This is a genomic window from Nostoc flagelliforme FACHB-838, from assembly GCF_014698065.1.
In the GTDB taxonomy this organism is placed as follows: Bacteria; Cyanobacteriota; Cyanobacteriia; order Cyanobacteriales; family Nostocaceae; genus Nostoc; species Nostoc flagelliforme_B.
Map to the genome: position 1 here is coordinate 26,220 of NZ_JACJSI010000011.1, position 26,770 is coordinate 52,989.

Annotated in this window: 23 protein-coding genes and 1 pseudogene; 10 read left to right on the top strand and 14 right to left on the bottom strand. The window is 40.9% G+C overall.

Going from position 1 to position 26,770, the window contains the following annotated elements:
* Positions 1-74 precede the first annotated feature (74 nt).
* The 5 genes and pseudogenes from H6G97_RS08300 to H6G97_RS08320 all read left to right on the top strand — a co-directional run.
* Positions 75-524 (top strand): orange carotenoid protein N-terminal domain-containing protein, encoded by a 450-nt coding sequence (locus H6G97_RS08300; RefSeq protein ID WP_190940172.1) that lies wholly within the window; start codon positions 75-77, stop codon positions 522-524.
* Positions 525-1,074: 550 nt separating this feature from the next.
* Positions 1,075-1,203, top strand: a complete 129-nt coding sequence (locus H6G97_RS54700; protein WP_422394171.1) for a hypothetical protein — start codon at positions 1,075-1,077, stop codon at positions 1,201-1,203.
* A gap of 213 nt (positions 1,204-1,416) precedes the next feature.
* Positions 1,417-2,082 carry a cysteine dioxygenase family protein gene (locus H6G97_RS08310; RefSeq protein ID WP_190940173.1) on the top strand — a complete coding sequence of 222 codons (666 nt, stop codon included), beginning with the start codon at positions 1,417-1,419 and terminating at the stop codon, positions 2,080-2,082.
* A complete protein-coding gene (locus H6G97_RS08315) occupies positions 2,069-2,827 on the top strand; it encodes a class II aldolase/adducin family protein (RefSeq protein WP_199349308.1) in 759 nt (252 codons plus the stop codon). Before H6G97_RS08310 ends, H6G97_RS08315 begins: the two co-directional genes overlap by 14 nt.
* Positions 2,828-2,911: 84 nt before the next feature.
* A pseudogene (locus H6G97_RS08320) lies at positions 2,912-3,214 on the top strand (nitroreductase family protein); the annotation flags it as partial.
* A 155-nt stretch (positions 3,215-3,369) separates the two neighbouring features.
* Here the strand turns inward: H6G97_RS08320 and H6G97_RS08325 are convergent.
* The 4 genes from H6G97_RS08325 to H6G97_RS08340 form a co-directional block, all read right to left on the bottom strand.
* Positions 3,370-3,933, bottom strand: a complete 564-nt coding sequence (locus H6G97_RS08325) for a Uma2 family endonuclease (RefSeq protein WP_199349310.1) — start codon at positions 3,931-3,933, stop codon at positions 3,370-3,372.
* Positions 3,934-4,036: 103 nt separating this feature from the next.
* Positions 4,037-6,193: a DNA helicase RecQ gene (gene recQ / locus H6G97_RS08330; RefSeq protein ID WP_190940175.1), complete on the bottom strand. Its 2,157-nt coding sequence runs from the start codon at positions 6,191-6,193 to the stop codon at positions 4,037-4,039.
* Between the two features lie 145 nt (positions 6,194-6,338).
* A complete protein-coding gene (locus H6G97_RS08335) occupies positions 6,339-7,901 on the bottom strand; it encodes an AAA-like domain-containing protein (protein WP_190940176.1) in 1,563 nt (520 codons plus the stop codon).
* Positions 7,902-8,105: 204 nt separating this feature from the next.
* Entirely contained in the window at positions 8,106-9,476 is a 1,371-nt protein-coding gene (locus tag H6G97_RS08340) for an AAA-like domain-containing protein (protein WP_338421628.1), read from the bottom strand.
* 388 nt (positions 9,477-9,864) lie between these two features.
* On the opposite strand from H6G97_RS08340, the gene H6G97_RS08345 reads away from it, so the two are divergent.
* Together H6G97_RS08345 and H6G97_RS08350 are read left to right on the top strand one after the other, a co-directional pair.
* Positions 9,865-10,827, top strand: coding sequence for a protochlorophyllide reductase (locus H6G97_RS08345; RefSeq protein ID WP_190940177.1), 963 nt, complete (start codon positions 9,865-9,867; stop codon positions 10,825-10,827).
* Positions 10,828-11,532: 705 nt separating this feature from the next.
* Positions 11,533-12,153: a TMEM165/GDT1 family protein gene (locus tag H6G97_RS08350; protein ID WP_190940178.1), complete on the top strand. Its 621-nt coding sequence runs from the start codon at positions 11,533-11,535 to the stop codon at positions 12,151-12,153.
* A gap of 86 nt (positions 12,154-12,239) precedes the next feature.
* On the opposite strand, the gene H6G97_RS08355 is transcribed toward H6G97_RS08350, so the two are convergent.
* Entirely contained in the window at positions 12,240-13,133 is an 894-nt protein-coding gene (locus H6G97_RS08355; RefSeq protein ID WP_190940179.1) for a tetratricopeptide repeat protein, read from the bottom strand.
* Between the two features lie 378 nt (positions 13,134-13,511).
* Between H6G97_RS08355 and H6G97_RS08360 the strand changes: the two genes are divergently transcribed.
* A complete protein-coding gene (locus H6G97_RS08360; protein ID WP_190940180.1) occupies positions 13,512-14,537 on the top strand; it encodes a hypothetical protein in 1,026 nt (341 codons plus the stop codon).
* Between the two features lie 85 nt (positions 14,538-14,622).
* Here the strand turns inward: H6G97_RS08360 and H6G97_RS08365 are convergent, their stop codons facing one another.
* From H6G97_RS08365 to H6G97_RS08390, 6 genes are all read right to left on the bottom strand, one after another.
* Positions 14,623-15,792, bottom strand: a complete 1,170-nt coding sequence (locus tag H6G97_RS08365; RefSeq protein ID WP_190940181.1) for a homocysteine biosynthesis protein — start codon at positions 15,790-15,792, stop codon at positions 14,623-14,625.
* Positions 15,793-15,855: 63 nt separating this feature from the next.
* The gene (locus tag H6G97_RS08370; RefSeq protein WP_190940182.1) at positions 15,856-16,998 is read right to left on the bottom strand and encodes an AI-2E family transporter; all 1,143 of its coding nucleotides are present in this window, start codon (positions 16,996-16,998) and stop codon (positions 15,856-15,858) included.
* 90 nt (positions 16,999-17,088) lie between these two features.
* Entirely contained in the window at positions 17,089-17,280 is a 192-nt protein-coding gene (locus tag H6G97_RS08375; protein ID WP_190940183.1) for a hypothetical protein, read from the bottom strand.
* A 298-nt stretch (positions 17,281-17,578) separates the two neighbouring features.
* Positions 17,579-18,571: a glycosyltransferase family protein gene (locus tag H6G97_RS08380; protein WP_190940184.1), complete on the bottom strand. Its 993-nt coding sequence runs from the start codon at positions 18,569-18,571 to the stop codon at positions 17,579-17,581.
* 374 nt (positions 18,572-18,945) lie between these two features.
* Complete coding sequence (locus H6G97_RS08385; RefSeq protein WP_190940185.1) at positions 18,946-20,718, bottom strand: WD40 repeat domain-containing protein; 1,773 nt, start codon at positions 20,716-20,718, stop codon at positions 18,946-18,948.
* 605 nt (positions 20,719-21,323) lie between these two features.
* Positions 21,324-21,719 (bottom strand): hypothetical protein, encoded by a 396-nt coding sequence (locus H6G97_RS08390; RefSeq protein WP_190940186.1) that lies wholly within the window; start codon positions 21,717-21,719, stop codon positions 21,324-21,326.
* Between the two features lie 300 nt (positions 21,720-22,019).
* Between H6G97_RS08390 and H6G97_RS08395 the strand changes: the two genes are divergently transcribed.
* Together H6G97_RS08395 and H6G97_RS08400 are read left to right on the top strand one after the other, a co-directional pair.
* Positions 22,020-23,000: an alpha/beta hydrolase family protein gene (locus tag H6G97_RS08395; RefSeq protein ID WP_190940187.1), complete on the top strand. Its 981-nt coding sequence runs from the start codon at positions 22,020-22,022 to the stop codon at positions 22,998-23,000.
* Between the two features lie 11 nt (positions 23,001-23,011).
* The gene (locus H6G97_RS08400; RefSeq protein WP_190940188.1) at positions 23,012-23,689 is read left to right on the top strand and encodes an SDR family oxidoreductase; all 678 of its coding nucleotides are present in this window, start codon (positions 23,012-23,014) and stop codon (positions 23,687-23,689) included.
* Position 23,690: 1 nt separating this feature from the next.
* Here the strand turns inward: H6G97_RS08400 and H6G97_RS08405 are convergent, their stop codons facing one another.
* The 3 genes from H6G97_RS08405 to H6G97_RS08415 form a co-directional block, all read right to left on the bottom strand.
* On the bottom strand, positions 23,691-24,743 hold the full coding sequence (locus H6G97_RS08405; protein WP_190940189.1) for an aromatic ring-hydroxylating oxygenase subunit alpha: 1,053 nt from the start codon (positions 24,741-24,743) through the stop codon (positions 23,691-23,693).
* Positions 24,744-24,926: 183 nt separating this feature from the next.
* On the bottom strand, positions 24,927-25,364 hold the full coding sequence (locus tag H6G97_RS08410) for a secondary thiamine-phosphate synthase enzyme YjbQ (protein ID WP_190940190.1): 438 nt from the start codon (positions 25,362-25,364) through the stop codon (positions 24,927-24,929).
* A gap of 107 nt (positions 25,365-25,471) precedes the next feature.
* Entirely contained in the window at positions 25,472-26,641 is a 1,170-nt protein-coding gene (locus H6G97_RS08415) for a pyridoxal phosphate-dependent aminotransferase (protein ID WP_190940191.1), read from the bottom strand.
* Positions 26,642-26,770: the final 129 nt, after the last annotated feature.

Below are 26,770 nucleotides of genomic sequence, written 5' to 3' on the forward strand. Positions count from 1 at the left end.
GAAGTACTGAAAGCAAATTTTCTCAGAAAGTAACTGAGGAAACCAAAATAACCTTAACTTAGTTGGAGTTTTTTATGACTTACACAGCTGATGAAGCAACAAAACCAGCTTTACAAACTTTTCAAGGCTTTGATGTAGATACTCAACTAGCCTTGCTTTGGTTCGGTTACTTGGATCTTAAAGAGCAGCTAAACCCGGCACCTCCTGAAAGCGTTGAAGCTCCTGCTAAAGCAGTCTTTGACCAAATACAGAACTTGTCTAAAGAAGAACAACTGCAAGCACAACGCGACATTATTAATGGTGCAGCTAACAATATTACCCAAGGCTATAATTCTCTAAGCCCCAATGCCAAATTAGATGTTTGGTTGCTGCTGGCACAAGGAATGGACAATGGAAGCGTCATCCAAGTACCATCTGACTATCAACTTCCTGGTGAAACGGATGAATTTGTCGCAATGATCAAAAAACTAGAGTTTGAGCAGCGCGTTAATTTTATGTTGAGTGTCGTCCAAGCGATGGGTTAATTAAATCCAAGAACTCTCAATACTTTCTAGAATTGGGGAAAACCGAATGTAGCAAATTAAGCTAGACTTGGCTCCTTTTGTTCTAGTTTAATAATTGTTAGCTTAAAACTACCGCAGAGATGACCATCTCTGCGGTAGTTTTGATGCAGTTTAAGTTAACGCCAATAAAGGCATTGCGCCCCTATCGCCTGGGCGTACATCTGTACGCTCCTACCAGCCTATTCCTTTTTAAATTTGTATGTGATAATTTCTGCTTGTAGTTAAACACCGCTTCTCCAACTGAATTACCGTATTTAAAAACTAACATCACAGTCTAAAAGACTTCCCAATAAAAAGTATCCAACTACTGATTATGAAACTACCTCACAACATTGGATGATTTATTCTTTGGAAATCCCTAATAAACGGTAAAGACGAGAGTGCTGGAGTTGATCTTTAGACTCTCATTCTTATCTTTTCTTGAATAAAAGGAGTAATAAAAGCCGCTACTAGTGCTTATGGTAACACTACTGTCCTTGTTGGTATAGCGGAGCAAGTAGCAGAGTCTCTTGTGGATTACTATGACGCGGGGGTAACTACTCAATTGATTCGGGGATTTGATCCGTTAGGAGATGCGCTAATTTCCCTAGTTCAGGCAGAAGTTCAACACCGAGAGCGACAAGCAACTGTTGTCGCTTAAGGACTTCCAAATATTATAAAATATCCAACTTGTAGGCTGGGTTCGCTAGAAGCATAAGGCACCGTGACAGATTAAAATAATTCGTAATGACGCTCCTACGTCGCTACCGCTACGCTAACGTAATTCGTAATTCGTAATTGAATTTTTAACTACGAATTATAAATTAATTAGTTAAGTTAATCTTAGTCGTCTCCTAACCAGAGGAATTAATAGATGACGCACATCATCTTGGAACCATTACCAGAAGACCAATGGTTTATTGAGAGCCAGGAACTACGATCCTTTGTCGCAACAGTGCGGGAAATTAGCGCTAGTACTGTTGGCGATCGCACCCAAACTCTTGCTAGATTAGAACCCTATTTTCAAGAACTGCTTGCCCAACAGGAATGGCTACCCCAAAAGTTTGCCCAAGTCAATCCCGAAAGCAGGATGGGCGGCGGTATTGGTCAGTGGTTGCTTTATCGCGCTAAAGACCGTTCTTTGTCAGTATTCAGTTTAGTGATTCCCCCAGGTTCCACGACTCCTGTCCACGATCATCTAGCCTGGGGATTGATTGGTTTATATAAAGGCAATCAAGAGGAAACAGTCTATCGCCGTGTAGATAGTGGTGAAGCGGAAGGACACGCACAATTACAAGTAACTGAAGTGCGATTGCTCCAACCAGGGGATATCTACCGCCTTTTACCCCCAGATAGTGATATCCACGCCGTTAAAACCACATCCCAGAGCGCATCTGTATCCATCCATATCCTGGGTAATGATACTGGTTGTGTTTTGCGTCACCTGTTCATCCCAGAATCTCACAGTGTCAAATCTTTTCGCTCTGGATATTCAAACGCGCCTTGTAAAGAAGAAGAAAAAGAATATGCCCTACAATAGACCACAACCCCCTGTATTCGAGCGAATTGAAGACGAACGCCTCCACCGCAAGCAACGTCTCGCCGCCGCCTTTCGCCTCTTTGGAAAGTTTGGGTTTAGCGAGGGAATCGCAGGCCATATTACGGCTCGTGATCCAGAGTTTACAGACCATTTTTGGGTCAATCCATTCGGTACATACTTCGGTCATATCCGAGTTTCTGACCTGCTCTTGGTTAACAAAGAAGGTGAGGTGGTTAAAGGCGATGCTGAGGTAAATCGAGCTGCTTTCGCCATCCATTCTCAGATTCATGAAGCTAGACCTGACGTAATCGCGGCGGCTCACGCCCATTCACTTTATGGTAAAGCTTGGTCTAGTTTAGGTCGTCTCCTTGACCCCTTGACTCAAGATTCTTGTGCTTTTTATGAAGAACATTCGCTGTTTGACGATTTCACTGGTGTTGTTTTAGAAACTTCAGAAGGTGAACGACTGGCGCAAGCCTTGGGGCCAAACAAAGCCATAATTTTACGTAATCACAGCATTTTAACTGTAGGACATACAGTAGATGAAGCTGCCTTTTGGTATATTAGCTTAGAGCGATCGTGCCAAGCCCAACTCTTGGCAGAAGCTGCGGGTAGACCCACTATTATCAAACACGAAACAGCCCGTCTAACACAAACTCAAGTGGGGTCACATATAAGCGGGTGGTTCAGCTTCCAGCCTCTTTACGACAGAATTGTACGCGAAGAACCCGATTTGCTAGATTAGTGCTGTATTTTTTGATACTAGGATAATAGATGGGGAAGGAGCAATTTACCCCACTTCCCTTTATTTTTTATGTCAAATTTTCCTATATATATCGGTGGAATCCGCAACCGCCCCCAAGAGGTAGCAGAGATATTGAATTTGCCTTCCTCTGTCTATGCTGTATTTGGGCTATGTGTCGGCTGTCCAAATCCTGAAGTAGAAGCAGCGATTAAGCCAAGATTGCCCCAGTCAGCCGTGCTACACCGTGAAACCTATAAATTGGCAGAGCAAGAGGAAGCGATCGCTCACTACAACGAAATCATCAAAGACTTTTATACTGAACAAAAGATGAATATTGCTGGCGATTGTTCAGAACACTCAGCCCAACGCATCGCAACCGTAGAATAACTGAGAGGACGCGATCGCTTGCGTGAAGCCCTCAATAACCTTGGCTTCAAGTTACTTTGACATATTCTCACCGAAGAGAGCAGGGGGAGAAAGAGCTATTTAGTAATAATTTTGTAATAATTTTTCCGCCTCCCTTGCCTTAAGAGCGCCCCAATTTATACAGGAAAAAACTGGTCTACAGTACAGCGAAAACCAGGCAATAGTGGAGAAATTAGATTATCACTACTAAATAAAGTTGCTACCAAGCTAAGTTGACTTTGTTCGCGCCGATAGACCTCTAGTTTACGCGATCGCCAATCAGCAATCCAATATTCTTTTACTCCTCTGGAAGAATAAAGTTTAAGTTTAGCTTCCTTATCTCGTCTTAAGTCTTCGTTGCTAGCAGACAAAACTTCGACTACTAAATCTGGTGCGCCAGTTAAATGTCCCGCTTCATCCAATGTTAGCGCCAAGGTTTCTTTAGTAGCCCAAACTACATCAGGAATCACATTATCTGATTCTGAAAACAAAACACCAGGGTTGATTACAGCTTCTCCTAAACCAGTAGAATCTGACCAAATGTTAAGCTGCTGGAAAATTCTGCCACAAGTTTGCTGATGTTTAAAGTGAGGTGCCCTAGTCATGAATAATTCTCCATCAACTATCTCGTAGCGCGTCCCTTCATTTTCTGCGAAGAGTTCTACATCGTGAGTTGTCCAACGTACTCCTGTATTAAGCATCTCGCTCATCGGCTAACTCCTTTAATCTGGCTTTTGAATTTTAATAAAATAGAATTTATGAATCATACTAATTGGTTCTAAATTCTCAATTCTTCTTCAATTATCATTTACGATTTTCACGCCGCCACTTACTCCGCACTAAGCGAATTTCATCAAAAGTGTAGCTTTCACCTAGTTGTTCTTTAATGGGAGTGAGGGAAATGTCACCGAGTACTTCTAAAACTTGCCAAATTTTTTGTTGATGTTCTAAAGGTACTAATCGATTTAAATCAACTGGCTGATTTTTCTCAATTAGTTTTTCTAGATGAGTGCTAACTGTTGCCGGACTAAGGTTGCGTTTTTGGGCAATTTGAGCAATATTTAAACCTTGCTGATGTAATTGTAATGTTTGTAATTCGGTGTAAGAAGATGACTTGGCAGAAGATACGGAAGTAACAGATTTATTTTGCAAACCTTTTTCTTGGCGGTAGGCGCGAATTTCTGTAATAAACTTTTCACCATATTGAGCGAGTTTATGACTACCAACACCAGAAAGTTTGGCAAATTCAGCTAAGTTTTGGGGTTGCACCTGTACCATCAATTTTAAAGTAGAATCGTGGAAGATGACGTAAGGTGGTACAGATTGCTCATCAGCTAATTGTTTACGTAGCGATCGCAACTTCTGTAATAATATTTCTGCTTCTTCTGCTTTTTCACTCCCCTGTTCCCAGGTAATCTTTTGGACTGTGGTTACAGCTAGCGAAACTGTGCGTTGTTTTCGCATGACTTGCCAACTTAAGGCATTCAGTTTTAAAACTGAGTAACCATCGCTAGTTTGTTCTATTAACCCTTGATGTAAAAGCGATCGCCCCAACATTCGCCATTCATCTACAGTTCTATCTTTACCAATACCATAAGTAGAAAGTTTATCGTGTTCGTACTGGATAATTTTGTCTTTTTTTGCTCCCCGTAACACATCAATTATGTGTACCATCCCAAACCTTTCTTTGCAACGCGCCACACAAGATAAAAACTTCATGGCTTCAATTGTCCAATCTTGCATGGGTTTGGGGTGACGACAATTGTCACAGTTACCGCAATTCCCAGGAAACCTTTCGCCAAAATAACCCAGTTGAATCGTTCGCCGACAATCAGTGCCTTCAGCGTAATCGATCATCTGCCGCAGTTGTTGTTTAGCAATCAACTGTTCTTGAGGATCAGTTTTTTGATCGATACTCCATTCAATTGTCTTAACATCACCAAAACTGAAAAATATTGTACATTGAGATGGTTCTCCATCTCTACCGGCTCTACCCGATTCTTGATAATAACTTTCTATATTTCTAGGCATATCAAAGTGAACTACAAATCGCACATCGGGTTTATTAATTCCCATGCCAAAAGCGATTGTTGCCACCATAACCCGGATATCATCTCGAATGAATCGCGTTTGATTACTACTACGTTCTTCATCACTTAAGCCGGCATGATAAGCCAGAACAACAACTTTATCATTTTGTAATTTAAAAGTGAGTTCATCAACTTTTTTACGAGTTAAACAATAAATAATTGTCGAACCTTCACTTTCTCGAATTAGTTCTAATAATTCAGCATAAGCATACTTAGTTTTAGGACGAACTTCGTAATAAAGATTTTCCCGGTTAAAACTGGCAAGATGGATGCTTGGTTGCTTTAGTCCTAATTGTTGAATGATATCAGCACGGACGCGATCGGTTGCTGTGGCGGTGAGGGCGACGGTAGGGACATGAGGATAGCGTTTCCTGAGAGATTTCAACTGGCGATATTCTGGGCGAAAGTCGTGTCCCCATTCAGAAACGCAGTGCGCTTCATCAATAGCAAAGCTAGAAATACCAATTTTTTCTTTAACTAAATCGAGAAACGGGAGAAATCTTTCACTCAGGAGACGTTCAGGAGCGACGTAGAGTAATTTTACTTTACCGTTGAGGATGGCTTCTTCTCGCGATCGCACCTTGTAAGCATTTAAACTGCTATTGAGAAATGTGGCGTTAATATTATTATTTCGCAGTGCTTCCACTTGGTCTTGCATCAAAGCAATTAACGGCGACACCACCACCGTTAGTCCATTTTTTAACAACGCTGGTAGCTGAAAACACAGAGATTTCCCCCCACCAGTTGGCATCACAACCATTAAATCTCGATTTTGCAGCGCATCTTCGATAATTTGCCGTTGTCCGGGGCGGAATTGGTCATAACCGAAGTGATATTTTAGCGCTTGTTCGAGATGGGTATACTGAAGCATAGCGATCGCTTTTTCGGGGGCGTTCTGCGTAGATAGTTATTGAAGATATCAGGATTTTAACTCACATCATCGGCAGCCTTCGGAATAACTGCGTTTTTCCACTAGGCTTTTTAGTAACAAGCAGATTTGTAATCTAAAATTCACTTTAGCATCCATCTAACCGAGAATTTGCAGTTATCTCTTTGCCTTGATGCCCTATCTGGGTACATTTTAACTGTGATTCTAAAGCATCAATCTTTCGTAAAAGTGACACTCCCCACACTATAGAAATCACTAACTTGATTGTCATGCCTACGAGTAAAAGTGTCACTATTGTGGCATTTTTCTTTTGTTGAGCCAGCCTTTTTTGTTGTTCCGCAAGTCGTGCTTCGACTTCTTTAGCACGTTCAGCCTCTAATGCCTGCTGCACTTCTCGCCGATCTAATTCTTCACTAGCAGCTAAAAATCGATAATCTAAGTTACTCAAGCTTTTACCATTTGCCCAACTTTGGGCATCAATCAAGGCTTGTCCGCGCAATAGGCGAGATTCATCCCTTTCCTTTGAGGCTACCCATGCATTAAAGGTTTCGTAGTAAGGGCGCAAGTAAGCTAATTTTTTTCTAACCCATTCTAAATTGAAAACTTCTCGATAAATTCGGTTTTTTATTTTGAGAAAACCTTGCTTTTTGATCACCAAACCAGAAAGCAACAGTTCTACCTGTTCTCGGCTATCGTCGGCTGATACTTTTACTCCTTGGAGAATTTGTTGATAAATTCCTAGCAATCTAGCGGCAATTTCTTCATTTCTGAGGAGGCGATCGCGAATTGTCCGCAAATGCTCCGGTTCATCTTGTGATTCCCATTTTTCGATGATGTATGTTCGCACTACATTTTCTATCCAAAATTCTTCTGTGCCAGGAGGAATTTTGAGATTTCTACCCATATCATCTTGAGATAAACTTACAAGCAGCCGACACAGTTTTTGAGTAAGAAATGGTTGTCCCTCTGTCCAAGTTAATACTTGTTTTAAAAGTTTTTGGGGATGATTGTCTTTAATATCCAGTCCCAAAGATAGTGGTTGAGCTTCTTCAAATGTAAAACCATTTACTTGTATGGCTTTACCAAGATTAAACGAGGTAGTATGATTTCGATATAAAATTAAGTCTGAAGGTGTCGCAACGCCGAAAATTGCAAATGTAATTCGATTATATTCTGGATCAATTGCTCGTTGGTTATAACAGAAACGAATCAAGTTAAAAAAGTCATCAACAGAGAAATCAAGGCTGAGAATACTATCAATTTCATCAATGAAAATAAAAATTCTTTCGTTAGGAAACTGAACTAACAAAATTTCCGAAATAAACCGACTGAATTTTTGAACCAAAGAAATGTCATTTTGTTCTTGCCACCAAGTTTTCAAATTAACTTTTCCTAAGAGTTTAAAACTCAACCATAGGTCGGCTACAACTCCTTTGTACCACTGCTCTGGAGTTATATTTTCACAACCAATATTAGTCATATCAACGGTGGCACATCTGAACCCCTCTTGTTGGAAGCGATGTTTAGTTTTTACCATAAGTGAGGATTTGCCCATTTGCCTACTGCTCAGAATGTAGCAAAATTCCCCCTGCTTCAAAGCTTCGTAAAGTTCCACATCTGCTCTACGCTCAACATAGCTAGGAGCATCACTGGTGAGTGTACCGCCAACTTGGTATCGATAATTTTTCATTTAATTTTAAATATCGTTTTACATCTAAATTAACAAATTTGTCCTGGGACAATTGAGAAAATTCTTATAATTATAATATTGATGGGTAAGCAATTTCGTAGTAAAGACTTTAGCCTTGATTTTATCAACATTAAATTATAAGCACTAAAGTGCTTACTACGAACCCTCAAAACTAGTTTAAAAAATGCTAGAAGCATTAGCATTTTACTTTCCAAACTGTTGACTAAAATAAAGGCGATATAACTTACACATGGCACTCGCTTGATTGCCGTTAAGTTGAACTAACCCCATACTTTCTAGTTTGTAAGCAGCGATCGCATCTAACTCCACTTTTTCATCTGTTGCAATTACCTGTTGCATAGCTGACATTAATTCTGGTTCTTTTTGCAGTAGAGTCAACAATTCTCGTAAATGCTGACCGTAAATTCCTACTGGTATAGATGCAGTTTCTAGTAATACCTCCAGCGTCATTTCCCCCTGGCATAGATGATAAAATGCAAGGTTAAGCAGATAGGGATGTCCTCCTACCATTGCGTGTAGAGGTGCAAGGCGTTTTACTCCTTCCGAATCTGCTGCACAATCGAGTCCGTAGCATAAAGCCAAATTTTGTAACTGCTTGAGAGTAAATGGTGGCAGTGTAATTGTTATCCCTACATTGAAAGGCGATTGGTTAAGCTTAAGCGGAATATAGATATCTGTTGTGTGAACTACTACCATCCGCAACTTTTGCCAGATTGGATCTTGCTTTGCTTGTTCATGCCAAAATCGCAACATTGGCAGAAAGTCTTGGGCAATATTAGGATGTTCAAAAATTCGATGGACTTCATTTAAAGCCAAAACTACAGGACTTTGCTCAATGTATTGCAGCAGATATGCTTCAAAATAGATTTTGCAGCTAACCTTGCTGCCCATTTCCGTATCCCAAAAATCATCTAAACAGGGAAGGAGATTTAACTGCCTGCTGACATTCACAGAAAACCAACGCAAAAATTTATCCAGGCAAGCAAAAACGTCTTGGTCAGCTTCTTGAAAGTCCAAATAGACAATTTGATAATCTTGCTCTTTAGCATAAGCAATCATCCGATTGAGCAGCGAACTTTTTCCCATCTTTCTAGGTGCTTTGATTCGGATTAAAGCACCAGGGTGTAAAAGTTCTTGACAAACAAGTTCTTCTAGGGGAGGGCGATTGATGTAAAGAGGAGAACCAAGTGCTACGGGGCCGCTAGGAAATTCTATATTGCTTGCTGAAAATAAGTCTGGAGAAACTATTTCTGAGCTAGATTCTTCGTCGAACTTTTGTTCAAGAAAATTCTCTTGAACACTGATCTCGGATTGCAGGTGTTTCTTCAAGGCTAAGTGTAGATTTTTTTTCGTTACTCTTCTTCCAAGCGCAACAGAAAGGTCTTGCCACAACTCAGAGCCGATTTCCTTAATGTAATTATTGCCGTAGCCAGATTCCTCTGCCATTTCACTGTAAGTTTTGCCTAACCACGATTGATTAAGCACAAACCACTGAATAGAACCGAGAGGCTTGTCTTGGAGGATTTTTTTTACAGATTCCAGAAGCTCATCCACGGTGTATAAATAGTTAAACAGCTAGCAAGTTTACTTTTACTTTTCAGCTTAGTAGTAATCTACATCTGAAAAAATACTTAAAAACAAAAAAGTCAAGATTATATTGCTACAATCAGCACTTAGTACAGATCACAAATATTATTATAATTATATATTTTTTTATTAAAGATGATTGTTTATTACTTAGAGTACGAGGTTAGTTCAGCTTACAGTGCCTTTCAAGTAATTCAACTACGCCACTCCCTACTTCTTATTTCTCTACTCTCCATATCAGTGTGAGTGTGGTCTAAATACCTGAAAAATAATGTAATACAACCTTGAAAAAGCTGGTGACAATAATGGTTCGCTGGTGTGAGATCCTAGAGACAGTCAATAGAAACCGAAGATAATGGAACAACAACATCATAAGCCAACGGTTGTAATTACAGGTACCTCTTCGGGGGTGGGTTTGTATGCGGCAAAAGCTCTTGCTCAAAGAGGGTGGTATGTGGTATTGGCCTGTCGAGATTTAGCTAAGGCACAAAAGGCTGCTCAAAGTGTGGAAATCCCCTACAACAGTTATACCAGCATACATATTGATCTTGCCTCTTTGGATAGCGTTCGACAGTTTGTGAATAACTTTCGAGCAACTGGAAGGTCTTTAGACGCTTTGGTGTGCAATGCCGCAATTTATATGCCCTTAATAAAGGAGCCGTTACGTAGTCCAGAAGGCTACGAGTTAAGCGTTGCCACAAATCATCTTGGTCATTTCCTATTGTGCAACCTGATGCTAGAGGATCTGAAGAAATCATCTTTAGAACCAAGACTTGTCATTTTAGGAACTGTGACTCATAATCCAGACGAATTGGGTGGGAAGATCCCACCGCGTCCCGACTTAGGTGATTTGCAAGGCTTTGCAGAAGGGTTTAAAGAGCCAATCTCGATGATTGATGGCAAGAAATTTGAACCAGTCAAAGCTTACAAAGACAGTAAGGTTTGCAACGTGCTAACTATGCGGGAACTGCATGATCGTTATCACGAGTCAACCGGTATCGTCTTCAATTCTCTCTATCCGGGATGTGTTGCAGAAACACCGCTATTTAGAAATCACTATCCCTTGTTTCAGAAAATCTTCCCATTATTCCAAAAGTACATCACTGGGGGATATGTGTCTCAGGAGTTAGCAGGAGAAAGGGTTGCTGCGGTAGTTGCCGATCCTGAATATAATCAATCCGGTGTCTATTGGAGTTGGGGAAATCGCCAGAAGAAAGATGGCAAGTCCTTCGTTCAAAAAGTCTCTCCTCAAGCCCGTGATGACGAAAAATCCAAGCGAATGTGGGAACTAAGCGCCAAATTAGTTGGACTTGCGTGATGGAACGCACTTGGCGTTACCATTGATGCCAACTGTCCTACATGATTGATAGTTCCACTTTTTTTGAATTAACTGGTGTTAGTCTAAGTAACCAATAATTGAGGTGATTATAGATCACCTCTGACTTTATATGAGAATTACTATATGTCCATTAAATTAAATCAGCTTTAGGGAATTGCAAAAAATCAATTTTCCTAAATTATTTGTAGCTATGTAGGGGCGCAAGACCTTGCACCCCGACGATAGGGTAGCGAAGGAGAGGTTAGCCAAACTTCCCTTTCTAAAGCCGAGAGTGCTTGAGAGATAGGTTCTTTCAGTATTAGTGAGTTGGTATTTTAGGAAATTAAGCGATCGCAGATCAAACTACGAGGAATCTATTCTTTTCTGTCTCCTGCCTTCTAAATGTCATTTCCTAACGAAAGTTAATTACAGTTATGCCCCTCCATTCCTTATTTTCTTGACTTATACATGGAAAATATGTATAATTATGGGCGCATAGAAGGGGAGTAGCTGCTGGCAAAAAAAAGTTGAAAGCCAGTACATCTGAATCAACATACTGGCGATGAGCCTGGTTCAGGTGGCAAATAATCAATATTTGAAAGCGAGACCTTCACTAAGTTCACACCGAAAAGTGTAAACTTGGTGAGGTCTTTTGGTTCTCATCAAGCTTCACATCGGTAAACGATTTTTCAGGAGCTTGAGAGAGTGTTAACAGCTTTTACCGCAGGTTTATTATTAATTACAGTTTCAGAACTAGGCGATAAAACATTTTTTATTGCTGTGATTTTGGCAATGCACCACCCTCGACGGCTGGTATTTATAGGTGTGACAGCTGCTTTGGCGGCGATGACAATCCTTTCGGTGATATTTGGACAAGCGGTATCTTTTTTACCAAAAGTTTTTATTCATTACGCTGAAATAGCTTTATTTGCTGCCTTTGGTATCAAGCTGTTGTATGACGCTAGTAAGATGTCTAGCGCTGCTTGTGATACAGAAGTTGTACAAGAAGCGGAAGCTGCGGTAAAACAAGCCGATTTGCAATTGCCAAAACAAAAGACTGGGTTGGCAATTGTCATAGAAGCCTTTGCGTTGACATTTATGGCAGAGTGGGGCGATCGCACCCAAATTGCCACCATTGCCCTAGCAGCAGGTAATGATCCCATTGGAGTGACAATAGGTGCAATTTTAGGACATGCCATTTGTGCTGCGATCGCAGTTATTGGCGGCAAAATGATTGCCGGACGCATTTCTGAACGTCAACTCACCTTTGTTGGCGGATGCCTGTTTTTAGTCTTTGGCATCGTTGCTGCCGTTGAGGGAACGTGAGGAGTAGGCGGAGCAGGGAGAGAAAAATAATAACCAATCCCCATTACCCCTTATCCCCAGAGGGGCCCCACCTTCCCCAATCCCCATCATTTAGGCTTACTTTCGACTGAAGGCGAGGGAGATGCAGCAGGATTAGGAATAGGAGAAACTGTTGCTGCCTTATTAATTTCGTCTCTGTACTGAGCAGGTGCTAAAGCTGCGGCACTATCAAACAAAGGTTTTGCATCTGCATCTTTGCCCTGTTGTTTTAGGAGCATGGCTTTTGCCACAACCGGGCGAAAATCTTTGGGATCTTTCTTAATTGCCTCGTCATATACAGAGCTAGCTTGAGCGTAGCGTTTCTGGGAAGCGTGAACAGAACCTAATAGTACCTGCACGGCTACTGTATCGACACTTCCAGGCTGAATTGTATTTGCTTGGGCTGCATTAGAAAGGGTTTCTTGCAACAAACCAATGGCTGCTTCCGGGCGTTGCTGACTAATCAACAGAGCCACCATTCCTTGCAAAGCCTTCAAATCGCCTGGTTTTGTAGACAAAATCGAGCGATAAGCTTGAGCGGCTCCTTCGCGATCGCCAATTTGCTGTTTAGCTTGAGCTAGTAGCACTGAATATTCTGATTGTTCAGGATTCAGCTTGGCTAGCTTTTCTAGAGGTTCAATCACAACTTGAATATCAGCTGGTTTAACCTCACTTTTTTCTTTTTGGCTCAGTAGTTGCAGCCGCGCCTGTAATAGTCCCTTAAGGGCAGTCTGATTTTCTGGTTCCCGTTGCAAAACCTGTTCATAACCCCGTGCTTCGTCTTCCAGTTTTGATTTTTGGTCAGCGGAAGTCAAACTGCCTCTGGTGCTAGCAGGATTCTGATTTGAGGGTGGCGTATTATTAAATGCTCCAATGATGGGAATCACCGAAACACCCACAAAAGCAAGAATTGCCAGCGCCAAGATGACTTGAACTATCCAACGATTGCGTGTTTGAGACACAGTTTTGTCTTTCTCCTAAATTTTAATGACATTATCGTTTACACAAATCGTAAAGTTAAAAATTTCCAAAACTTTGCGGAATACCGCCAATTGCCTGTGAATTTTATAACAATTAACTATCCACACTGCTAAAGTAAGTGATGACTTTAGGAGGAGCCGTCAGAATTGTAGCTATGATATGCTTCCGAAACTAATGTAAAGCCGCTAAATTAGACATTTAGTGTTTATACACTAAATTTAGCGCCTTTAGGATTGTCTAGAGTACCCTAATGTGACTTTGTGAAAAGCCAATATACTTTCATCAGTCGCACAAATGCTCTTTCCAGCTGCCTTTGTAAAATCCCACAATGGGATGTGTCTCCGCCGCAAGGAGTTTTTATGAATTCCGACCTGATGCCGTTGCCTGAATCCTCCAATTCTTCTGCCTCTAACCAGGGCCAAACTAACATAGAGGCAGCCGCTAATGTTCATATAGCAGCTCACTCCTCTAAACCTGAAAATTCGCCTGTTAACCCCATCGAGACTGACTCAAATGGGAATTTAGTCAATCGACAGCAACCAATTCCGCCTCCCAGTGAGCCGATGCAATATCGTGCGATCGGGTTAGTCCGGGGTCGCTATCATGCTAGCAGCGAACAATTTACTCAAGGTACACTGCTGACTACAGATGGTGTAGAACTCAATGCCGTCCTCCTAGGCCGGATTATGAGCTTAGTCAAGAATCATCTAGACTTAGAAAAAGAACATCTGTGGGTAGTGTATCCACGTACAAGACAAGAAAATGATACCTTGCACATCCAGATCGTCGGAGTTTGGGAGCCAGAAAATCTGGCTAAAAACTCAACAGATGAGGACGAGTCAGATTTTGAGTTGCAAGAGTTACAAACACCCGATGATGGCTTATCCGAAAATTCTGAACTAAGCACAATTGCCGTAATACCCTCATCAGAAGTTGTAGATGGTGGTTTTTCTGTTCGTGGTGAAGTAGTATACCAGTCTTTTGATGCTAAAAGCTTGGTAGTCAAAATTAGGCAGGCTCCTCGCAAATCAACTGATAAACCTAAGTATTTTAAGTTGAAATTGAGGGGTGTGCTGACCACCAAAGCAGTAGGAAAATTCTGGGACTTCCAAGCCAAGCGAGAAGCTGATGTTTTGGTGGTAGAAAAAGCTGAGGCGATCGCTGACTTGCCCAAAAAACGCAAACCACCATTCAAAGGTGGCCCTCGTGCTGGCGGTGGCGGTGGTGCTGGTGGTAGAAAACCATTCCCCCCCAGACGCAGTGGCGAAACTCCTCGTCCCATCAAAAAAACAAGTACAGGCGGCGATCCCTCAGTGGTGTCAAAACCTATACCAAAAACACCTACTCCTAAACCCATTAAGCGGCCGAAACCAACTCAAGAGTAGGGAATTGGGAATTGGAGATTAGGGATTAGATTAAATATTAGGGTTCAACTAATTTTTTCTAGTTCCCATTTCCCATTCCCCACGCTCAAAAATCCGTCCGACGGTCTTGGGGTAGAAAAGATCGCTCCATCGGAATTGGAGAAACTGGTTCTGTAAGGGTAAAGGTACCTGCTTCGATCCACTTTTTCAACTCTAGGGCGACTTGCCTAGAAAAAAACAAACTCGCTAAGGGGGCAGAGCGTATTGCTTTGCCCTCAATGGTGATCCTCCCAGATTTAAGTTGAGCGTAACTCACCAAACCAAAGGTGGGACGGACGCGCCGGGGAATGGAAAAATCCACTATCGGGGCTACCAAGTCTTGATCTTGCACAGCACAGTGTTCAATTACCTGTTCATTTAATACTGGTAGTGGGACACCAACGCCTAACATCAATGAGGGGCCATAACTTTTGAAGTAACAACCCCGCACCCAATGAGCATCCATTTGCTTGGCATCACCAATTAAAGCTAAAGTGGCGGAAGGCCCAATCGGTGTCCGATTAGCTAAACGCTTTTGTAAGGGGAAGTGTTGAGTGCCTTCCCAAGCGACATAGCCAATACCGCCGCCTAAAAAAATTCGAGTACCTATACCAACGAGTTGCAAATCTGGGTCGTTGAGTAGGGGAGAAATAGCACCTGGGTTAGAGTAAACGGCATTCCCCAAACGCGGTTGTAAAGGGCCGAGATAGGTGAAGAGGGGGCGATCGCCACCATTTACACCAACAATAAAATTTTGATAAAGATTGCGCGGATTGAATAAATAGAACTGATTAATTGTTTCGCTGGTGATAGTAGTTTCAAAAGTTGCTTTGGGATAACAATCTGTTACTTGTCCTTGGGCTTTTACGTGTATGGGTTTACCAGCGATCAAATCTTCGATTACATGACCACCGCCACGTTCTCTGACTTCTTCACCATCTGTTGTCTCCACAGCCGAACTCGCACCCACATATAAATCTACTGCCCCAAAACCAGAGTATGCTGGCACACCGTCTAACCAGCAGCGACGAATTTTTATTGGGGGGTCAGTGTGTCCCAAATTGATAATTGCACCACTTGATTCCATCGGCTCAAATGTGCCAGTGGTAACTACATCAACTTCTTTAGCAGCTTTAGTAACACCGATTTCTACAACTCGTGCTTTTAATTCTTCAGTTGTCAACACTACCGCACGTTGGCGGCTGATTTTCTCGTTAATTTCTGCAATTGTTCGCATCTTATCAGTACTTTAGTGTTTAGAAAATAAGGACTAAAGTCCTGATTACCAACTGGCTTACTCTTATTTCAAGATATCATCACCAATCGAGGGATTCTCATTTATATCTGGATTTCCTGCCGTCCAATTATCATCTGCTGCGGGAGATTCAGAAACTATAACCAATTCCCTTTCTTTTAGATGATTATTTCCCCATTCATCTAAAACATCTTTAATTAACACTTCTTGCAACCAAATCTTAGCGACAACAGTTAGAGGTAGCGCCAGAAATAATCCGAGAAATCCAAAAAAAGTAACGAAAAATAGTTGGGCAATTAAAGTTACAGCTGGCAGCAACGAAACTTGTTGCGCCATCACAATTGGCGTGATGAAATTACTTTCAACCTGTTGAATAACAAAGTATAGAATCAAGACAGCGACAACTTTCCAGGGATCATCCAACAGTGCGATCGCCATTGCTGGCACTACACTCAGCGTTGGGCCAAGGTTGGGAATTAAATTTAAAAATCCTGCTAAAATTGCTAAAGCTAGTGCTGCTTTTATACCCAAAATTGATAAGCCAATTAGACTCATCAGCGCCACTACAAACATCGCAATAAAAGCACCTGTAATCCATCCCTCTAGAGAGACTTCGCATTTATTTAAAATTCCTTCCACCCGCCGCCGATAAAATGAGGGGAAAAGCCGTACAAAGACTTTGCGGTAAGCCACAGGATCGGCTAATATCATTCCTGTTAAAACCAACACTAGCAGAATCTTGAGGACAACTTCTAAAGAGCCAGATACAAAGGCGAAGGAGTTTCCCAGTACCCGATTGACGAAGGGCTGTGCTTGTTGGATGAGGCTATTGATATCTGGAATGTAAGGAACTAACTCGTCAGGGATACGAGTTCTCAGCGCGTCAAGCCAACCATTAAAGCGCCCAAACCCTTTAGGAACCTGATAGGTTAGTTCTTGAAACTGCTGTGCAAATGGCGGCACAATTAGCCAGAAAAAACCCACGACACCTGCTAAAAAGATAGCTACCGCTAGCAGGACGGCGAATCCACGCCTCATTCCAAAGCGTTGGAAGCGTTTCGCTAGCCGATTTAAGGTTGTGGCTAACACAACTGCGGCAAACATTAGCAAAAGCACTTCCCGAATTTGCCACAGGATGTATAAAGAAAGAACTATGGCGATTAAGCCGATCCATTGACCGAGGTTCACAGGCTGACTCCCAACGGTTGGCGAGATGCAATTTTATTGTAATTAAGCTAGGTTAGCTGATTTTAGGAACTTCTGCGTAGATAGTTTGAGTTAATTTTGTTTCTGTGCTTGGAATCGCCACAGTAGCGCGATCGCTATAATCACAATTGGCAACAATACTATAATTAGCGCGTTGGTTGCTGTCGCCGGAATTAGTAGGCTTGGCCCTGCATACTTAATCAATACTGATAACAAAGCCGAGAGTAAAAGCAGTTTCAGAACAAATCCTAGTTGATTTTGCATAAAAGTACGGCATACAAATTTTTGTGGTACACGCGAATTTGCGCTGTACCGCCCAGTTTCTACAATAAACCTACAGATACAATCCTTGTGAGTTTCACAAAAATATAATTTTTAGTACCCGCCAGGAGCGAAGGACGGGAAATTTCGGTTTGTATCTTCTCAGTTCCATGAAAAGTTTTAAGTGCTGCCTGAACCGCAGACAGCACTTTCTGTGCAAGTAAAGCTATGCAGAAAGTAACCAGGGCACCCTTTGAGTGATTTAGAGTAAGTACAAAGGGATACCGAGTTTTCCCAAATTTTATTTGCTACGAATTAACTGAGTTTTGTATCTAGTTTTAATCAACTCAGGCAATTGCCTCAAAAGTTTTTTCACTCTAGCTTGAATATACTGAGGATTTTTAGGTACACGTTTTGCTATATACCTTAATAAGGCAATTTGATAGCCAAACTTATATTTAATTGTGGAAAGTATATCAGACTTGATCTCGTTAACGGAACCTTTATTTAGGTTTTTTAACCTTGATACTTCCCGATGATATACGGGATGCTCTCCCCAAACGCAGGCAAAGTGTACAAGAGCAGGAGACACCACCTCATTGTATTTTTGAAAACTAGATTTACCTGTAATAGCATCTATATCAAAAGAACCACGAAGACCAATAGGTGTTCGCATCATCTGGCCATAATCTTCAAACATACTTTGATTGTGTAGCATCATTGCTATACCAAAAAGACGTTCATCATTAGGCCCATCACCACGAAATTCACCAATACCTAGCTTTTTCCAGTCGCTCGAAAATTCTAGTGCTGTTTCAAAAAATGCCTTAGCAGTATCGTTTTTCTCGAAATAATAAAGACCTCCATTAAATTTAGGTAATTTTGTCAGATTAAATCGTTTGAGGATGTCATCTAATTCAACGAAGTTATCTTTATCACCTGCTCGAAGATATACATTACCTGGCACACTAAAACTTCTACCTTTAAAATCATCAAAAATAAAGTTAATATCCCTTACTGCTATGCAATCACTATCAATATAAAGTGTAGATTCAAATGGAGAGTAATCATAGACATGAAGCTTTTGTCTGACGTTAGAACCGTATTCTTCTTTAACACTTATAACGTAATCAAAAAGTTCGAGTAACTCTTTATCATTTTGATTGTCGGTAACAATAGCGCGTGGAACATTTGGTGAATGAAGACGTAGAGAACGCGCTAATGACTTTGCCATTTCGATATAGTAAGATGCCCCGTAAGCGTAGGTAATAATACCACGTTTTGAAATAACCATTGCTTTTTCCTTAATTATCAGTATCCGAACTTTTGTTTTCTACTTGTATTACATTCTTGACAGTTCAAAGTCATAAACAATTTGTCAATCAAGTAATAGTGTTTAACATATTGGCGAAAATAAGGGTGGAAAACACAATTTTTAAGTTAGCGATGCTTACGGTAGACTGTTGGGTGAAGCTTTATCTGAAAAAGCATCACTCATTTTTGTCTTCAAAACCCTGTGTAAGATTTAGTTTAATACTCACACACTGAGCTAATTTACAGCCTAAGTGCTATTGACAAAATTAATTTTGTTTTAGGCTGACAAGAATGCTTGCATTATAACTTACGTACTGACGAAAATCTACTGATATGCGTGAAGCTTATCTACTCCTAACTTCGTTGCCAAATTTTAATTGTCTTATCTAAACTCCCGCTAACCAACATCTCGCCGGAAGCTGTGAAGGCTAATGCTGTAACTATATTCCCATGACCTGTAAAAGTACCAAGCAATTCCCCAGTTTGTAGATGCCACAACTTGATGGTTTTATCAGCACTACCGCTAGCAATTATTTGCCCATCGGGACTTAAAGCGATCGCATATACTCTATCTCTATGTCCTTTCAGAGTATGCAGTAATTCTCCAGTCTCCAAATGCCAAATTTTAATTGTTTGATCCCAGCTACCACTCACCAGCAGTTTACCATCTGCATTGATTGCTAAGGAACGAACGATGTGAGAATGACCCATGAGGGTATGCAGTGGTTGTGCATCTTTTAAACTTTTGATCCCAGTTTTGGGTAAAGTACGCCAGACTTTGATTTTGCGGTAGCTACCTGTCACCAAAGTTTCCCCGTCTCGACTTAAAACTAGAGAATGAGCAGCTGTATCATCTAAAGAAAGTGCGATCGCTACCTGGCGTTGCATCAAATCCCAAAAGAGAATTTTTCTATCATCTCCGCCTGTTGCTAACATTCTGCCATCTGGGGTGAAGGCAGCACACCGCACTACCCCATTATGTTTGTGCAAAATATCTATCAAGTCTAAAGCGCCTACGTGCCAAAGCTTAATTGTCGAATCTGCACCGCAACTCACTAAAGTCTGTCCATCGGAACTAAAAGCTAGGGAATTGACTTCATCCACCAGCCCAGATATCACCCAAGGATACTCTGATAATGTATCTATTAATTCACCCTTGCTTAAATCCCATAGCTTCGTCTCTCCCCGACTACCACTTGCCAATATGGGTAAGGCTTTGCCATTCTTACACCCGGAACTGAAAGCTAGACAATTAATGCCTCTGGTGTGTCCTTGCAAAGTCTGCCAGCATTCCCAGTCACCGACTATATCCTTGAGGCAATGCTCTGATGGTAGAGTCTGTATTGTATCTACGATCGCATTCTCATTAATTAATGGCGACGTGTCTGTTTTACCAATAAGTGATTCTAAATACCAACTCAACCCCCCCGCATACAACAAGTTACTCGGATTAATGTAGAGTTTTGGTTCAGTAAGTTCAATTTGATTGGCAGGTAAAAAGCCTGTAATTATGCTCTGTTTCTCCTCGTATCCTAGCTTGTCTGTAGATGGATAAAATAAACACAGAAAAATTAATACTTGGTGCTTTCTTAAATCTTCTTGAGTAACCGACCACCTAACTTTGTTTTTCTTAATACCATTAAAACTTTCTCCATCAGCAACATAAACTTGAACACTTAGCTGAGGATTATCTTTTAGTACATAAGAAAATTTGCTTTCGCCACACAAATTTCCCTCATCATCTAAAACCATGTTTTCCACGGTATCTTGTGATACCTTTTTTACTAACTTCCCCAAACGTTCAGTTATCACCCCATCAACAATATGCTCCCGCAAAAGATAATCTTGAGCTTGTTGTTGGAAGTGTTTGGGAAAAGGTATCGTCCAGTCGGGAGGTTCAGGATATTCAGGCGGTGTAGGCGGCGGATTTTTAGCGAGAACTTCTGCTTGTTGGCGAGAAAGCTCTTGGAGTCTAGCCAATGGCTCACCCCAAAAAGCCATAACTTCAGTGTGACAACCTTTAACTTGACTTTCCAGCAAAGATAAGTCATAGATTTTAGGTTTTTTCACACGTTGAAGGAAGTCAGCTTGTTGAGCTTTGAGTAAGCTAATCCAATCCATCTGCATTCTTACGGCAAACTATTGCATACCTACGGTAAGCTATACCAATGCAATTATTCAAGTTTATAACCTTATTAAAAATTTAGTAATGTTAGTAGTCTAATAAAACACAGCCATTAGTAGATGCTTACAGGAAAAATAAAGATTATTGCACTTAGATATTTCATGAACTAATGCAGTTGAAGTATATAGAATTAAATGATGTCAGTCAATTCTAACGGAGATAGAGAACCAGGGCGGCCGCATCATGTCAATAAGCATACTTTATTGAGAATAGATTTAAAATCAATGTCATTAAGTTTTGCTTATTGCGAAAGTTTTAGGCGATCGCTTTGGGGCTTAAAAAATAATCAAGCTCGAAATCCTGATTTTTTCGTTGGTTCTTAACCTTCGTTGTGATCAAGAGTAATTTAGATGCGTTTGCCCTGGATAGAGAACGAGATACTGTTTCCCTAGAAACAGTTATAGCCGCAAAGAAAAGTTTAATCTGAGAGGAATTTCAAAGGTTGCGGTAATGTTAAGTCAAGAAATACCCACACAAAATAATTTAGTGACGATGATTCTTGGGAATATCATCTAAAATTGACATAAATAGTGAAAATTGGCTAATTTTAACCTTTGCGTTTTGGTTGTCTGGGTGTAGTACTTACATCAGAGGAGTCGCCAAAAGTATCTCTTGCTTCGATCTGTTTAATTTTCATTTGTAAGTTCAAGTCATCACTGCTCACAATTGTTTCTAAATTTGCTAATCTCCGCTCTAGCAGTTCTATTTGCTGCTGTTGCAAATAGTTAGTTTTTGCTTTTTGCTCATCAGAACGCCAAACAGCAACCGTACCCATAGCTGCACCACCAATAGCAACTAAAGGAAGAATAGCACCGCTTTTAGTAACGGCTGACAGTGGGATGCAAACTCCAAGAATGGCTACTGTAACTACCCAAATTCTTGTAGTGGCAGATAATCTGACATCTTGGTATTGTTCTAAATTAGGTTGAGATTTTTTAGCCATAAGTTTATCCAAAGAAAAGTTATTTGCTAGATTGGCACAATTGTTTACTAAATTACTTCCTACGATGGGGTTAAGTATAATTGCTATCTTAATATAGGAATAATTTTTGATTACTGAATCACTTCTAGGGAACAGGAAAAAAGGAATAAAGATATACTGAGTTTTGTGCAAAAATTAAGTATTAATCCTATTTTTTTGTAATTATAGTTACTCAGTTGTTGGCGATCGCTAGATTGGGATTGTTAGGAGCAGTTATACCTAGACAATAGAAAAATTTTCAATGATATCAGAAATAACCAGATGACAGTTCGTGCTTTTTTCCAAGCTGCTAAAGTCGAAGGTTTCCAGCCTCCTTACGATACCATTCACCTGAAAATTTTCTATCCAGCACAGATATCGAGGCGTAAAGTACAAACAAATAGGGAAATACCAGTTGATTTAGAAAAAGCACCTTTTCCAGTAGTGATTTTCTTCAACGGCATTAACTGTGATGCTCAACAATATCAATGGTTGGCGGTTAAACTCGCTGAACGTGGATTAGTGGTGATTCTCTTTAACTGGATTGCAGAAGCTATACCAGGAATAATTAGTCTGACTCCAGGGGTTGATTTTGAAAAGGAAAAACCAACAATTTATCGTACTGTTCCCACTGCATCGGCTTTGCCAACACTGCTAGCGAAAGTGGAACAGTTACAGTCTGAGGGTATTTTAGCTGGAATGCTTGATCTACAAAGAATAATTTTAGGTGGACACTCCGCAGGTGGTAGAGTAGCGATCGAAAATGCTGATCCCCACTTTTTCCCTCAAGTCGCAGCATCCTTTAGTTATGGTTCACACACTATGGGAACGTTATTATTGGGGTACGAAGCAGGTACTATCTTACCCTTACCAGATTCTGTACCCCTGCTACTGATAGGAGGAACCTGTGATGGAGTGATTGCGAACAATAGCGATCGCTATGGTATAACTCCTGGAAATGCTACCGCCCCAGTCATCCGTACATTCCAAGAAGCAATTACTGGCGGACGAAATGATAGCTATCTGGTACTTTTGGATGGGGCAAATCACTTTTCGATAGTTGACCCACTAGACTCCACCCTAGATACACCCTTGTTAGACTTTCCTGCCACCCAACCCCAAGAAAGCTTCCGTTTACTAATGGGTGAAATCATTAGTTTGTTTATTGACACTCATGTTCGCCACCAACCAGAAGCATCTCAGTCGCTTGAGCAATTATTGAATACTGCCAATCCTCTGATAAAATCCTTTGAGCGTAAATAGTTAAATTTATTATGACAAGTGCATCTTATATTTTTCTGGCTGGAGCAAGTCGCGGTGTTGGTCGAGAAATTGCTCAATATCTCACAGCCCAACAGCTAAAGGTAAGAGCTTTCCTCAGAACAGCAGCAGTTTCTGCTGAACTAGAAAAAATCGGTATTGAGATAGTCTTGGGAGATGCTTTGAATATTGCCGATGTAGAACGCGCAATGCTTACAGATGAACCTATTCACACCGTTATCAGTACAATTGGCGGTTTACCATCAGATGTAGAAAGACCGGATTACCCTGGTAATAGAAATCTGATCGATGCAGCAGTTAAAGCTGGAGTACAAAAGTTTATTCTTGTATCTTCTATTGGTGCTGGCAATAGTGTTGTTGCTGCCTCACCCCAAGTTTTAGCGGTACTGGGAAAAGTTTTAGCTGAGAAAGACAAAGCTGAACAACACTTAATTGCCAGTGGACTCACCTACACAATCATCCGTCCTGGTGGACTAAAGTCAGAACCAGCAACGGGCAATGGTGTTTTAACTGAAGATCCGCACATTATTGGTAGCATAAATCGTGCAGATGTCGCACAGTTAGTCGGTCGCTGTTTAAATAGCGATAGCGCCAATAATAAAATTTTGTCAGCCATAGACCGAAATATGCAGTTTGGGCAAAGAGAATTTGCAGAATTTACTTTTGAGTAATTTAAGCACGCCAACGGAGTATTTGACCCTTAACAGGATTCACAAATTCTCGTCCTTCAGCGACAGACTTAGCATACTCTCGCTTTAACTGGTAATACCATTGCGCCTGCATATCTGAGTCTTTAATCAGTCGCAGCACGGGATTATATTTCAAACCAATCTGCTGTTTTTCTACAACCGTTCGGTCTTGGTCAATAAAAGTCCGCGCCAGCACATGTAACAATGGTTTGAAAAATCCTACCCAAGGAAGCGTCCAATAAAGAGCAAAAGTTACCTCAGTTTCGGTGTCTGAAATTGGTGTAACCGCCGTCAAATTAACGACTCGATGTTTACCAATGGTGGTTTCTTCGATTCTGACTCCAGGTAAACGAAAAGAAATCTCCGTTTCCGGGACACCACCGCCAATCAGCCAGTATAATCGACCGCCGTTTTCTGGTAATCGGTGTCGTCGCATCGTAAAGCCGTAGGGCGAAGCATCAAATTGCTTCACTTCTTCATGCAGTTGTTCACTTCGCCACCACCAAGCGCGATGAACATAAGGTGAATGAGCAGGATCCATCAGACCTACCACTGCGTGATCTATAAAACAAGGGAATTTTACCACTTCTACGAACTGGTGAGAGCGATCGCCAAACCCTGGAATTACTGGAATTTCCATCTCAGAAGCAGGTTGAGGGTTATCGGGATCAGCTATATATATCCAGATATTCCCTTGGGCTTCCCGGATTGCATAAGACTTTACGTCGAAGCGACTCAAATCCATCTGCTGTTCCTCCACAAGAGAAGGTATCGCAGTACAGCGCCCAGCAGAGTTAAAGCGCCAACCGTGGTAACAGCATTCAACTTCCTGCCCATTGAATCTCCCACAACTCAAGGGGACACCACGATGGGGACAAATATCCGTCATTACAGACACTTTACCATCCTGGCCGCGAACTAACAGCACCGGTTCTCCTAAGAAAATGCGGCTGATCATCATACCTGGCTTGATCTGATCGCTAGGCAAAGCATAGTACCAAGTATTACGTAATACAAAATTATCGTTATTTTTCATAACTAATGGCCTCTGCCTTTGACACAACGAAAGTCCTGGTTTGTGGAAAGGAAGGTGATGCTGGAAAACATTCTTTCAGATTTTTAATTGCTGTAGGTAAATTCAACTGATACACTTTTTGATCGTGTTCGTAATTCTCTCAGATTTAGGTTGTTCTGGGATAATTACAGGTTTAAAATTGCATTATTCGCCAGAAATTTGTACAAATACTGTTCTTTGACGCGGGCCATCCAACTCAAAAAACAACACAGATTGCCAGGTTCCCAAAGCTAATTTACCATCCACAATGGGAATTATCTCACTAGTGGTCAGCATCATTGCCATTAAATGAGAGTGAGCATTAATCGGCTCATCTTCTGGGACATCTCTTAAATGCAAGTCATTATGTAAATAGCTGTCTGATTCCGGTGCTAATTTTTGCAAGAATATTTTTATATCTTCTAATAATCTAACTTCATTTTCATTGATAGATAACGCTGTTGTAGTGTGTTGAGAAAATACTAAAACTTGTCCATTTTTAATTGATGCTGAGGCAATAAAATCTTGGATTTGTGAGGTAATATTATAAATATTAATTTTTGGCTCAGTTTCAATTTCAATTAACTTATTAATAATTGACATCTGTTGAATTTTATATTTGGGATTGTGAACGAGGTACGCTAAAGCAGCTTAACGCCCTTATAAATTTAAGGAAAATCTAAAATCTCAAAATCAAAATTGAATGACTCCTAGCTCCTAACTATAGTTTCCAAACCCAGCACTAATCTCTCTATACCTTCTTTTGCCGTCTCTTTTTGCAGCGCCCCATAAGCAACACGGAGATAGCATCCGTCATCCATGCCAAAGGTTGTACCTGGAATAACCGCTACTTTATGTTCCTGAATCAGTCTTTTGACTAATTCAAAAGCATCCATCTGGGTATGAACTTTGAGGAAAAAATAGAAAGCACCATTGGCAGGAATAATACTACATAAGCCTTGTAGACGATTAAGGGAGTCTAATACTAGTTGGCGTACTTGAGCAATGGCTCCTATATTAGTTTTCAGATACTCCTCTTTTGCTTGCAATGCCCCTAAAGCTGCATATTGAGAAATTACTGGTGGACAAATCAAAATTGTATCCTGGACTTTTTTGACGGCGACAAGCAAATGTTTGGGAATCACCATGTAGCCAATACGCCAACTAGCAAAACCGTATGCTTTGGAAAGGCTATAAAGAGAAATTGTGTACTTGCTACTATTATCAAATGCACCAGGTGAAATGTGTTTTATCCCGTTATAGGTAAAGTATTCATAAGCTTCATCGCTGATGTGATAGATACTGCGAGTAGCACAAATTTGATTTACTTGACCCAATGCCGCTTCAGAATAGACAACTCCAGTCGGGTTATTCGGTGAAATTGTCACCACAGCCCGTGTTTTGGGAGTTATTGCTTGAGCGATCGCATCTGGGCGTAATTGGTAATTTTCATCCGTCGCCACTAACACCGCACGACAACCAGCCATTGCGATCGCCATTTCGTGGTTGAAATAGTAAGGCGTATTCAGAATAATTTCGTCACCTGGGTTAGTGATAGCAAGAATGGCATTCATAAATCCCATATTGCTCCCGGCTGTCACAACGATGCAGTTTTCCCCATTGATTTCAATGCCGTTGAAGGCTTGCAATTTTGCTGCAAGTGCTGACAGCAACGGGGGAATTCCCTCAACTGATTTGTATAAATTATTAGCAGGTTCAGCTAAAAATCTGGCTAAAAATTCTCTGGCTTCATCTGGTGGGTTGTAATAAACAACACCTTGTCCTAAAGAAATTGTTCCAGGAGAATTTTTAATCAGTTCCCCAACCACAGGAATAATCGGTGACTGTACCGCCTGCATACGAGAGGTTAGGGATTCCATATTTTCATGCCTATTTGTCTGATTTTTGTATCTTTTGCTAAGGGAGCAATTGACTAGTAGTCATATATCCCAACTGCTCTTTATTGAAAGAGACGCAAAGAGCAACAGAGTGGAAGAGATGGAGAATCC

Bases quoted from the DNA above. Each gene is read 5' to 3' on its own strand.
- H6G97_RS08300 (WP_190940172.1), top strand. From the start codon at position 75: ATGACTTACACAGCTGATGAAGCAACAAAACCAGCTTTACAAACTTTT.
- H6G97_RS08310 (WP_190940173.1), top strand. From the start codon at position 1,417: ATGACGCACATCATCTTGGAACCATTACCAGAAGACCAATGGTTTATT.
- H6G97_RS08315 (WP_199349308.1), top strand. From the start codon at position 2,069: ATGCCCTACAATAGACCACAACCCCCTGTATTCGAGCGAATTGAAGAC.
- H6G97_RS08325 (WP_199349310.1), bottom strand. From the start codon at position 3,933: ATGCTTAATACAGGAGTACGTTGGACAACTCACGATGTAGAACTCTTC.
- recQ (WP_190940175.1), bottom strand. From the start codon at position 6,193: ATGCTTCAGTATACCCATCTCGAACAAGCGCTAAAATATCACTTCGGT.
- H6G97_RS08335 (WP_190940176.1), bottom strand. From the start codon at position 7,901: ATGAAAAATTATCGATACCAAGTTGGCGGTACACTCACCAGTGATGCT.
- H6G97_RS08345 (WP_190940177.1), top strand. From the start codon at position 9,865: ATGGAACAACAACATCATAAGCCAACGGTTGTAATTACAGGTACCTCT.
- H6G97_RS08360 (WP_190940180.1), top strand. From the start codon at position 13,512: ATGAATTCCGACCTGATGCCGTTGCCTGAATCCTCCAATTCTTCTGCC.
- H6G97_RS08365 (WP_190940181.1), bottom strand. From the start codon at position 15,792: ATGCGAACAATTGCAGAAATTAACGAGAAAATCAGCCGCCAACGTGCG.
- H6G97_RS08375 (WP_190940183.1), bottom strand. From the start codon at position 17,280: ATGCAAAATCAACTAGGATTTGTTCTGAAACTGCTTTTACTCTCGGCT.
- H6G97_RS08380 (WP_190940184.1), bottom strand. From the start codon at position 18,571: ATGGTTATTTCAAAACGTGGTATTATTACCTACGCTTACGGGGCATCT.
- H6G97_RS08385 (WP_190940185.1), bottom strand. From the start codon at position 20,718: ATGCAGATGGATTGGATTAGCTTACTCAAAGCTCAACAAGCTGACTTC.
- H6G97_RS08390 (WP_190940186.1), bottom strand. From the start codon at position 21,719: ATGGCTAAAAAATCTCAACCTAATTTAGAACAATACCAAGATGTCAGA.
- H6G97_RS08395 (WP_190940187.1), top strand. From the start codon at position 22,020: ATGACAGTTCGTGCTTTTTTCCAAGCTGCTAAAGTCGAAGGTTTCCAG.
- H6G97_RS08400 (WP_190940188.1), top strand. From the start codon at position 23,012: ATGACAAGTGCATCTTATATTTTTCTGGCTGGAGCAAGTCGCGGTGTT.
- H6G97_RS08405 (WP_190940189.1), bottom strand. From the start codon at position 24,743: ATGAAAAATAACGATAATTTTGTATTACGTAATACTTGGTACTATGCT.
- H6G97_RS08410 (WP_190940190.1), bottom strand. From the start codon at position 25,364: ATGTCAATTATTAATAAGTTAATTGAAATTGAAACTGAGCCAAAAATT.
- H6G97_RS08415 (WP_190940191.1), bottom strand. From the start codon at position 26,641: ATGGAATCCCTAACCTCTCGTATGCAGGCGGTACAGTCACCGATTATT.